10 protein-coding genes are annotated in these 9781 nt (G+C 64.4%); 8 read left to right on the forward strand and 2 right to left on the reverse strand.

Going from position 1 to position 9781, the window contains the following annotated elements; all coding sequences use genetic code 11:
- Positions 1 to 69: 69 nt before the first annotated feature.
- Entirely contained in the window at positions 70 to 639 is a 570-nt protein-coding gene (locus tag VKI00_RS19450) for a PadR family transcriptional regulator (RefSeq protein ID WP_324440273.1), read from the forward strand.
- Here the strand turns inward: VKI00_RS19450 and VKI00_RS19455 are convergent.
- Positions 615 to 1181: a TetR family transcriptional regulator gene (locus VKI00_RS19455; protein ID WP_324440275.1), complete on the reverse strand. Its 567-nt coding sequence runs from the start codon at positions 1179 to 1181 to the stop codon at positions 615 to 617. The two genes, VKI00_RS19450 and VKI00_RS19455, sit on opposite strands and share 25 nt — an antisense overlap.
- 94 nt (positions 1182 to 1275) lie before the next feature.
- On the opposite strand from VKI00_RS19455, the gene VKI00_RS19460 reads away from it, so the two are divergent.
- Genes VKI00_RS19460 through VKI00_RS19470 form a run of 3 tightly spaced genes read left to right on the forward strand, consistent with a single transcriptional unit; the run spans position 1276 to position 4363 of the window.
- On the forward strand, positions 1276 to 1680 hold the full coding sequence (locus VKI00_RS19460) for a hypothetical protein (RefSeq protein WP_324440277.1): 405 nt from the start codon (positions 1276 to 1278) through the stop codon (positions 1678 to 1680).
- On the forward strand, positions 1680 to 3170 hold the full coding sequence (locus VKI00_RS19465) for an FAD-dependent oxidoreductase (RefSeq protein ID WP_324440279.1): 1491 nt from the start codon (positions 1680 to 1682) through the stop codon (positions 3168 to 3170). Before VKI00_RS19460 ends, VKI00_RS19465 begins: the two co-directional genes overlap by 1 nt.
- Positions 3131 to 4363 (forward strand): NADP-dependent isocitrate dehydrogenase, encoded by a 1233-nt coding sequence (locus VKI00_RS19470; protein WP_324440281.1) that lies wholly within the window; start codon positions 3131 to 3133, stop codon positions 4361 to 4363. Before VKI00_RS19465 ends, VKI00_RS19470 begins: the two co-directional genes overlap by 40 nt.
- On the opposite strand, the gene VKI00_RS19475 is transcribed toward VKI00_RS19470, so the two are convergent.
- Positions 4350 to 5141 carry an alpha/beta hydrolase gene (locus VKI00_RS19475; protein ID WP_324440295.1) on the reverse strand — a complete coding sequence of 264 codons (792 nt, stop codon included), beginning with the start codon at positions 5139 to 5141 and terminating at the stop codon, positions 4350 to 4352. The two genes, VKI00_RS19470 and VKI00_RS19475, sit on opposite strands and share 14 nt — an antisense overlap.
- 139 nt (positions 5142 to 5280) lie before the next feature.
- Here VKI00_RS19475 and VKI00_RS19480 point away from each other — a divergent pair, with 139 nt between their 5' ends.
- The 4 genes from VKI00_RS19480 to aqpZ all read left to right on the forward strand — a co-directional run.
- Positions 5281 to 6741, forward strand: coding sequence for an FAD-binding oxidoreductase (locus VKI00_RS19480; RefSeq protein WP_324440283.1), 1461 nt, complete (start codon positions 5281 to 5283; stop codon positions 6739 to 6741).
- Between the two features lie 132 nt (positions 6742 to 6873).
- On the forward strand, positions 6874 to 7890 hold the full coding sequence (gene trpS / locus VKI00_RS19485) for a tryptophan--tRNA ligase (RefSeq protein WP_324440286.1): 1017 nt from the start codon (positions 6874 to 6876) through the stop codon (positions 7888 to 7890).
- Between the two features lie 9 nt (positions 7891 to 7899).
- Entirely contained in the window at positions 7900 to 8928 is a 1029-nt protein-coding gene (gene yhjD, locus VKI00_RS19490) for an inner membrane protein YhjD (protein ID WP_324440289.1), read from the forward strand.
- 123 nt (positions 8929 to 9051) lie between these two features.
- Positions 9052 to 9781, forward strand: a 730-nt coding sequence (aqpZ, locus tag VKI00_RS19495) for an aquaporin Z (RefSeq protein ID WP_324440291.1), incomplete at its 3' end; no start/stop codon positions are given.

Below are 9781 nucleotides of genomic sequence, written 5' to 3' on the forward strand. Positions count from 1 at the left end.
GTGCAGCCGCGGAAGTCTAGAGTGCGATTAATCACTTTGTTGATTAGTCTGATGCTTTAGTATCGTCGTATGTCGGTGCGCGATGCGGTGTTGGCGGCCCTCCTGGAGGGCGAATCTTCGGGCTATGACCTGGCCAAGAGCTTCGACGCATCGGTCGCGAACTTCTGGATGGCCACCCCGCAGCAGTTGTACCGCGAACTCGACCGTCTGGCCGAGCAAGGTCTGATCCAGGCCCGCGTCGTCCACCAAGAACGCCGGCCCAACAAGCGGATGTACTCGCTGACCGAGGCGGGTTACGACGCTATCCAGCAGTTCACTTCCCGCGCGCCGAAGCCGTCGGCGATCCGCGACGAACTCGCCGTCAAGGTGATGGCCGTTGATGTCGGTAACGGGCAGGCCGTGCGCGACTTCACGATCGAACGACTGCAATGGGCGACGGCCAAACTGCAACGCTATGAACGGATGCGGGCTCGCATGCTCGACGGCCTCGACGAAGACGAATACCTGGCCCAGGCGAAGCGGGTGGGCCCGTACCTGACCCTGATGCGGGGAATCTCGTTCGAGCAAGAGAACATTCGATGGGCAGAACGCGTGCTGACGATCATCGAGCAGCGTCAGGGCGCCGGGTCTGCCAGGTAATGGGCCAGCACCGGCCGCAACCATTCGATGAGTAGCGCGTCGTCCATGCCGGCGAGTGGCGGGACGCCGAGCATGTAGCGAGCGACGGCCAGGCCCAGCAGCTGCGACCCCACCAGAGCGGCACGTTCGGCGGCGTGATCGGGAACGACCGCGGATAGCGCCGGCGCTACCTGGTCGACGAAAACCTCGAGCAGGGCATCCGCGGCGACGCGATTCGTCGCGGCCGCCCGCAGCAGCGGGACAAACGGTCCCTGCGGTCCCCAGACGGCGATAAACATCGGCAGTAACACGTCGGCAACACGGTCGGGCGCGACATCTGAGAGATCGGGAAACGTGATGTCGAACCGGGAGGCCGCGGCGAAAAGCTCTGCCTTGCTGCCGAAGTAGTGCATGACGAGCGCGGGATCGACGCCGGCCTCCGACGCGACCGATCGGATCGTCGTGCGTTCGAACCCGTGGTTGCCGAACTGCGATCGCGCGATCTCCAGGATCGCCGCCCGGGTGGTCTGTCCGTCGCGTCCGTCACGCGCCTTCGATGGCATGCCAACAGTGTATTCAACAACTGTTGACACGGGTGGTGTAAAAGCCTACCGTCGAGTTCAACAGTTGTTGAACTCCTGACGAGAGGTCGCCACCATGACCGTCACGGCCATCCAGATCGGACTCGACCCGGAGGTGATCGACTACTCCTCGCCCGACTTCGCCCAATTCCCGGGCCTGTCGAAGGAGAAGCTGCGCGCCGCCAACGCCGACAACGTGGCCGCCTTGCGCGCCGCCGGCTATCGCGTCGACAACTGCCTCATCGACTTCGGCGATGCGGGCGCCGACAAAGCCCTTCGGTGGCTGGAGGCCAAGCGCTACGACGCGGTGCTCATCGGCGCCGGCGTGCGATTGGTCGCCGCCAACACGCTGCTCTTCGAGTGCATCGTCAACGCCGCCCACGTCACCCAACCCGGATGCCGGTTCGTTTTCAATCGCGCAGCCGTGGCCACCCCCGACGACATTCGTCGCTGGTATCCCGACCCGGAGGCGGTGGCGTGATGGCCGTTCATGAGGTTGACGTCCTGGTCATCGGCGCCGGCCCGACGGGGCTGACCGCGGCCGGCGACCTCGCGCGAGCGGGTCGGTCGGTCGCCGTGCTCGAGCGCTGGCCCGCGATCAACCCGTCCAGCCGCGCGTTCGCCACCATGGCGCGCACGCTGGAGGTTCTCGACGCCCGGGGGCTCGCCGACGACCTGCTCGCGCACGCGCACAAGGCGCCGGGCGTCACGATTTTCGGCGGAGGCCGCATCGACCTCACCCACCTCGACTCGCCCTACCAGTTCGCGATGATCACTCCCCAGACCAATGTCGACCAGGCGCTGGCGGCCTACGCGGCCGCGCAAGGGGCCGAGATCGTGCGTGGCTTCGAGGTGGTCGGACTCGACCAGGACGCCGACGGCGTGACCGTCGACGCGCGGCCGCGCGGCGATCACGCCGGCAGCCGAACCTTGTGGCGGGCAAGGTATTTGATCGGTGCCGACGGGGCGCACAGTACGGTCCGCACGCTGGTCGGTGCGGACTTCCCGGGTAACACGATCTTGTCGTCGATCGTGCTTGCCGACGTCAAGCTGGCGCATGGCCCTGCCGACGGTGGCCTGACGCTCGGCAGCACCCGCGACGAGTTCGCGTTCCTGGCTCCCTACGGCGGTTCGTGGTACCGGGCGATGGTGTGGGACCGCAACCATCAGGTTCCCGACACTGAGTCGGTGGTTGCCGAAGAGATCGTCGGGGTGCTGAGCCGGGCGATGACCTCCGACCTCGGGGTGCTCGAGGTTGGGTGGAAGTCCCGATTCCATTGCGATGAAAGACAAGTCGCGCAATATCGGTATGGCAGGGTGTTCTTGGCCGGAGACGCGGCGCACGTCCACTCGCCGATGGGCGGTCAGGGCATGAACACCGGGATCCAGGACGCGGCGAACCTCGCGTGGAAGATCGACGCGGTGCTCGATGGTGCGGACGACACCGTGCTGGACAGCTATCAGGACGAGCGCCACCCGATCGGCAAACGAGTGCTGTTGCAATCGGGCATGATGGCGCGCGGCGTCACCCTGCACCCGCGGGTCGCTCGCGGATTACGAAACCTACTGGTGCCCAATCTTCTTCGTGTCCCACGGATACGTGACGAGGTGGCCGGGAGCTTCGCGGGCACGACACTGCGGTATCCTCACCGGGCAGACGAGAGCGCGTTGGTGGGCACCCGGGCAACGCAGATTCCGCTGATGCAAGACCGTCTCACCGAGCTGCAGCGCGAGCCCGGCTTCGTGCTGATTCGTGAGAGCGGCAGGTCTCCGGTCGACGTGATCGACCTGCACCAAGCGGAGCGGGCCGACCCCGGGCCGGCAGTGCTGGTGCGACCTGACGGCTACATCGCCTGGGCCGGCGACTCGGCCAGCCGATCCGAATGGCTTGACGTCGTTGCGCGCTGGACCGGGCTTGTAGTCTGGGCTGCATGTCCAGCGGTGGAAAGATCAAAGTCGAAGGCACGGTAGTAGAGCTCGACGGCGACGAGATGACGCGGGTGATCTGGAAGTGGATCAAGGACATGCTGATCCTTCCGCACCTCGACATCAAACTGGACTACTACGACCTGGGCATCGAGCACCGCGACGCCACCGACGATCAAGTGACGATCGACTCGGCGTACGCCATCAAGAAGCACGGCGTCGGCGTCAAGTGCGCCACGATCACCCCCGACGAGGCCCGGGTGAAGGAATTCGACCTCAAGACCATGTGGTCGTCGCCCAACGGGACGATCCGAAACATCCTGGGCGGCACGATTTTCCGTGAACCGATCATCATCTCGAATGTGCCGCGGCTGGTTCCGGGATGGAAGAAGCCGATTATCATCGGCCGCCACGCTTTTGGCGACCAGTACCGCGCCACGAACTTCAAGGTCGACCGGCCCGGGACCGTCACACTGACCTTCACCCCGGACGACGACAGCGTGCCGATTGTGCACAAGATGGTGACCATCCCCGAAGACGGCGGCGTCGTGATGGGGATGTACAACTTCAAGGATTCGATTCAGGATTTCGCCCGCACGTCGTTCGCCTATGGCCTCAAAGAGAACTACCCGGTCTATCTGTCGACAAAGAACACCATCCTGAAGTCCTACGACGGGATGTTCAAAGACGAGTTCCAGCGGATCTACGACGAGGAGTTCAAGGACAAGTTCGAGAAAGCCGGGTTGACCTACGAGCACCGGCTGATCGACGACATGGTGGCGTCTTGCCTCAAGTGGGAAGGCGGCTATGTGTGGGCGTGCAAGAACTATGACGGTGACGTCCAGTCCGACGCGGTCGCGCAGGGGTACGGCTCACTGGGCTTGATGACGTCGGTGCTGACGACCGCGGACGGCAAGACCGTGGAGGCCGAAGCCGCCCATGGCACGGTCACTCGCCACTTCCGCCAGTATCAGGAGGGCAAGCCCACCTCCACCAATCCGATCGCCTCGATCTACGCCTGGACGCGTGGGCTTGAGCACCGCGGCAAGCTGGACAACACACCAAAGGTGAGCGCGTTCGCCGAGAAGCTGGAAGACGTCGTCGTCGCGACGGTCGAAGGCGGTCAGATGACCAAAGACCTGGCCCTGCTGATCGGCCCGGATCAGGACTGGCAGACCAGCGAGGAGTTTCTCGGCGCGATCGCCGACAACCTCGAGAAGGCGCTCAGCTCGACTTAACCTCGCGGATCGGCGGAGTGTGCTCGTCGAGGAAGCCGGTGATGACTTCGGTGACCCGTCCCGGTGCCTCGAACATCGGAATGTGGCCGACGCCGGTGAGTGTTGTGAACTTGGTCTCGGGGGGCAGATGGTCGATGAAGTGCCCGCTGAACTTGCCCGGGGGCACGACCCGGTCTTTCTCGCAGAGCACAAGGTGGGTGGGAACGCCAGTTTGGGCCAACTCCGCCAGGCCAGGCAGTAGCAGCGACTTGACCAGCAGCTGAAAGTACGCCGGGCAATGCTTCAGGTCATCGATGACGCCGATCAGTTCGGCCTCGCTGATGCCCTCTGGAGATGCGCTAATTGGCAGGGTGCCTATTCGGCGGCTGAGCGGTAGGCGCAACAGGCGGGACCCGAGCAAATGGGCTAGCACCCAGACCGGCATACCACCGACGAACTTGGCGATCACCTCGAACTTTGTCGGGCTCCAGCGATGCCAGCCACCAGCCGGCGCGATGCCGGTGACGGTGCGTGCCCGCCCGCGGCGTTCCAGCTCGAAGGCCACCCAGCCGCCCAGTGAGTTGCCCACGATGTGGCAGGTGCTCCAGCCCAGCTGGTCGAGTTGCCGTTCGACATGGTCGGCCAGCACCGCCGAGCTCAGAAACCAGGTGCCGGCGCGCGGGCCGCCGTTGTGGCCGGCCATCGTCGGGGCGAACACTTCGTAGCGGCCGGTGCCGGCCAACTGCGGCGCCACCTTCTGCCAGACCAGCTGCGAAATCAGGAAGGGGTGCAGCAGCAGCACCGGTTCGCCGGACCCGAGATGGATCGGCGCGCGAGTCGTCATGCCGCCGACATTAAAGGTGATACCACCGGTACCGCAAGAAGCGCCGTTCGCGGACCGACACCAGTGTCGCGGCATCCAGACTTAGGATCCGGCCATGACGCCGGACATCTCACGCCAGGTCTTTGTGCGTGGCGGGCTCGGGACGGTTGCAGGTTTGCTCTTGGGATCATGCGGAGAAACGGCCGCGCCGCGGCCGCGGGCAGCGGCAGACGCACCGGACTGGGGTGCCCTCGGCAAGAGCATCCAGGGCCAAGTCACGCTGCCGTCAAGCGCTGACTACGCCGGTGCGAAGAACCTCTTCAACTCCCGCTTCGACAACTCGACACCCGCGGCCGTCGTCACGGTGCAATCCACTGGCGACGTGCAGCAGGCTGTTGTGTTCGCTGCGCAGAACGGCGTCCAGGTTGCCGCTCGTAGCGGCGGACATTCCTACATCGGTGCCTCTTCGGCAAATGGCGTCATGGTCGTCGACCTGCGTCAGCTGCCGGGCGGGATCACCTACGACGACCAAAGCGGTCTCGCGACGATTCCGGCAGCGGCAGAACTGGATTCGGTGCAGACCACACTGGCCGGACAAGGACGATTGATCCCGAGCGGCAGCTGCCCGACGGTCGGAGTCGCCGGTTTGACCCTGGGTGGCGGGCTGGGTTCTGATGCCCGACAGTGGGGTCTGACGTGTGACGCGCTGGTGTCAGCGTCCGTCGTCTTGCCCAGCGGCGACGCGATCACCGCAACAGCAACCGACAATGCCGATCTGTATTGGGCGTTGCGGGGCGGCGGAGGCGGCAATTTCGGAGTGGTTACCTCGTTTACGTTGCGCACATTCGCCACCACCGACCGTGATGTCGTTTACCTGGTATTCCCTGCGGGTTCGGCTGAGCAAGTCATTCTCGGTTGGAATCAGTGGCTGAGCAACGCGGACCGGGCAATCTGGGGCATGGTCAACGTCACGGCGGGCCAGGCTTCGCCGGGGTGCAGCATTACGTTGGCGACGCCCCCGGGAGATGGGCCGGGCCGAGCAGGCGACATCATCGCCGCTATCGGTGTGCAGCCCACCAGCAACACAAACCAAACGTTGAGCCGTATGGACTTCGTCCATTACTTCGAAGGTGGCGACCAGGCATGGCATCCGCGCGTTTTCGTTGCGGGCTCGGACATTGTCGGGGAGATGACGCCATCCGCTGCGCAAGCCATCGTTGCCGCGGCAACAGCGTGGCCTCAGGATGCGGGCCCGGCGGCGGCGGTGATCGAGTCGCTGTCTGGAGCGGTGAATGACGTAGACCCCGGGGGCACCGCGTTCCCGTGGCGGCGGCAGGCGGCGTCTATTCAGTGGTACTCAGAGCCGTCGCCGCCGAACACGGTGGAGGTCGGGGATGCGTGGCTGGTAGCGGCGCACCAGGCGATGGGGGCCAATTCCGTTGGCGGCTACGTCAACTACGTGGAGCTGGGCAGTACGGCGTCGCGGTATTTCGGCGGAAATCTGTCGCGGCTCAACGCCGTTCGTCAACAGTACGACCCGAGCGGTTTGATGTACTCCGGCATCCGGCCGGTTTGATGATGGCCGTGTCCTGTGGCGCGGTGTCGGCGTGGAAAGATTGAGTCACCATGAGCACCACGCAAGCGACGATGCAGAGCAGGAGAGCGATGTGGGGGCACCTCCCGCTTGCGGGGGAGAGGAGCGGCGTCAATGAGTAACGCCGGATCCCGCCGGGTCTTCTCCGGCGTACAGCCCACCTCCGACTCTCTGCACCTCGGAAATGCGCTGGGCGCCATCACACAGTGGGCCCAGCTGCAAGACGACTACGACGCATTCTTCTGTGTCGTTGACCTGCACGCCATCACCATCCCGCAGGATCCCGACGTGTTGCGGCGTCGGACCCTGGTGACCGCCGCCCAGTATCTGGCGCTAGGTATCGACCCCGGCCGCAGCACCATCTTCGTGCAGAGCCACGTCGCTGCGCACACCCAGCTGGCATGGGTGCTGGGCTGTTTCACCGGTTTCGGTCAGGCTTCGCGCATGACGCAGTTCAAAGACAAATCGACGCGCCAGGGGAGCGATGCGACGACGGTCGGCCTGTTCACCTACCCGGTGCTGCAGGCCGCCGACGTGCTCGCCTACGACGCCGAACTGGTACCGGTCGGTGAAGACCAGCGTCAGCATCTGGAGCTGGCCCGCGATATCGCGCAGCGGTTCAACAGCCGGTTCCCGGACACGTTCGTGGTTCCCGAGCTACTCATTCCCAAGGTCACCGCGAAGATCTACGACCTGCAAGACCCGTCGTCTAAGATGAGTAAGTCGGCGGCCACCGATGCCGGTTTGATCAGTCTCCTCGACACTCCTTCCGTGTCCGCCAAAAAGATTCGCTCCGCTGTGACAGACAGCGAACGCGAGATCCGATACGACCCGGATGCCAAAGCCGGCGTGTCGAACCTGCTGAGCATCCAGTCCGCGGTTACCGGGGTCGAGATCGACGCGTTGGTGCGACAGTATGCCGGCCGCGGCTACGGCGATCTGAAGAAGGACACCGCCGAGGCCGTCGTCGAGTTCGTGACACCGATCAAGGCACGGGTCGACGAGTTACTCACGGATCCAGCTGAATTGGAGGCAATCCTGGCCGCCGGGGCGGCACGGGCCGACGACGTGGCCGCAAAAACGGTCGACCGGGTCTATGACCGGCTAGGGTTCTTGCCAAAACGTCCCTAGCGGGTGGTGATGAGCGAACCGGCCAAACCAGGCATCCTGGATCGGCTGCGGGCGCGGTTCGGCTGGTTCGACCACGCGATGCGGGCCAACGACCGATACGAAGAGTCCAAGGGCAATTTCTTCGCGGCCGGGCTGAGCTACTACACGATTTTCGCGTTGTTCCCCTTGCTGATGGTCAGTTTCAGCGTCGGCGGATTCCTGCTGTCGCGTCGGCCCGATGTACTGACCGGGATCGACAGCAAGGTCAAGGCCGCGGTGCCGGGCGCGCTGGGACAACAAGTGGTCGAGATCATGAATTCGGCGATCGCTTCGCGGGCGTCGGTCGGCGTCATCGGTTTGGCCGTCGCGGCATGGGTCGGCCTGAACTGGATCGGCAACCTGCGGGTGGCGCTGAGCGAAATGTGGAGACAGGGCGAGGGGTCGCGGGGATACATCCGGACCAAGTTCTCCGATCTTGCGACGATGGTTTCGTCGTTCGTGGCGATCCTCGCCACCCTCGCGCTCAGTACGCTCGCTACCGCGGCGCCGATGGACAAGGTGTTGGGGTCGCTGGGTATTCACAACGCGCCGGTCCTGGATGCGATTCTGCGCGGGGGGTCGCTGCTGGTATCAGTGTTGTTGTCGTGGTTGGTATTCACCTGGATGATCGCCCGATTGCCCAGAGAGCCAGTCAGATTCGCCAGCGCGATCCGCGCGGCTCTGCTCGCGGCGATCGGCTTCGAATTGTTCAAGCTGGTCGCGTCGATCTACCTGAAGTCTGTGTTGCGTAGCCCGGCGGGTGCCACCTTCGGGCCGGTGCTGGGTCTGATGGTGTTTGCGTACATCACTGCGCGGCTGCTGCTGTACGCGACCGCGTGGGCGGCGACGTCGACGGAGAACCTGGCGGCGGCGCCCGTGGAGCCGCCCGCGCCAGCGGTGATCACGACCAGGGTGCATCTTCGCGAGGATCTCAATGCGCGGCAGGCCTTGACAGCTGCCGCAGTGGGTGCCATTGGGGCACTGGGTCTTTCCCGACTGGTCCGACGAAATAAAGGGTAGGTCACGCACTCACCGTCGCAGTTATCTATCGCGAAACGATTTGGACACGACAGGGCGCTTCGGCGCTCAATCGTGTCACCCTCATGGGCAGGAATAGTTGCTCTACGCGAAGGCGGGTCGGCGATGTCGGAACCGAATCTGTTCCACAAATTGGCAGCGGAAACGATCGGCACCTTTTGGCTGGTGCTCGGTGGCGTTGGCAGCGCGGTTTTTTCGGCGGAGGCCCACGCCGCCGATCTATACCCACTAGGTATCGGCTACCTTGGCGTGTCCCTGGCCTTCGGTCTGACTGTGCTGACAGGCGTGTACGCATTCGGGGCCATCTCCGGTGGGCATTTCAACCCCGCCGTCACGCTGGGTGCGGCATTGGCCCGCCGGGTGGAATGGAAAGTCCTGCCGGCCTACTGGATAGTTCAGGTAATCGGCGGCTTGCTCGCCGGACTGGTGATCTACTACATCGCCTTTGGCAAGCCCGGTTTCATCGCTACTGGGCACTTGGGGGCCAACGGCTATGGCCAAAACTCGCCCGGTGGCTATTCACTGGGTGCAGTCATCCTCGCCGAGATCGTCCTGACGGCGATGTTCCTGTTCGTCATCCTCGGCTCGACCGACGCGCGGGCGCCGAAGGGCTTCGCCGGCTTGGCCATTGGGTTCGCATTGGCGCTGACCAACCTGGTGGCGATCCCGATCTCCAACGCGTCGATCAACCCGGCCCGGTCCACCGCTGTCGCGTTCTTCAACGGCAACGGCGCACCGCAACAGCTGTGGGTGTTCTGGCTGGCGCCGCTGATCGGCGGGGCGATCGCCGGTATCGCTTATCCGTTCCTGTTCGGGCGGGCCGAGGAGACCGAGG

The sequence above is a fragment of the Mycobacterium sp. genome, from assembly GCF_035314665.1.
GTDB lineage: Bacteria > Actinomycetota > Actinomycetes > Mycobacteriales > Mycobacteriaceae > Mycobacterium.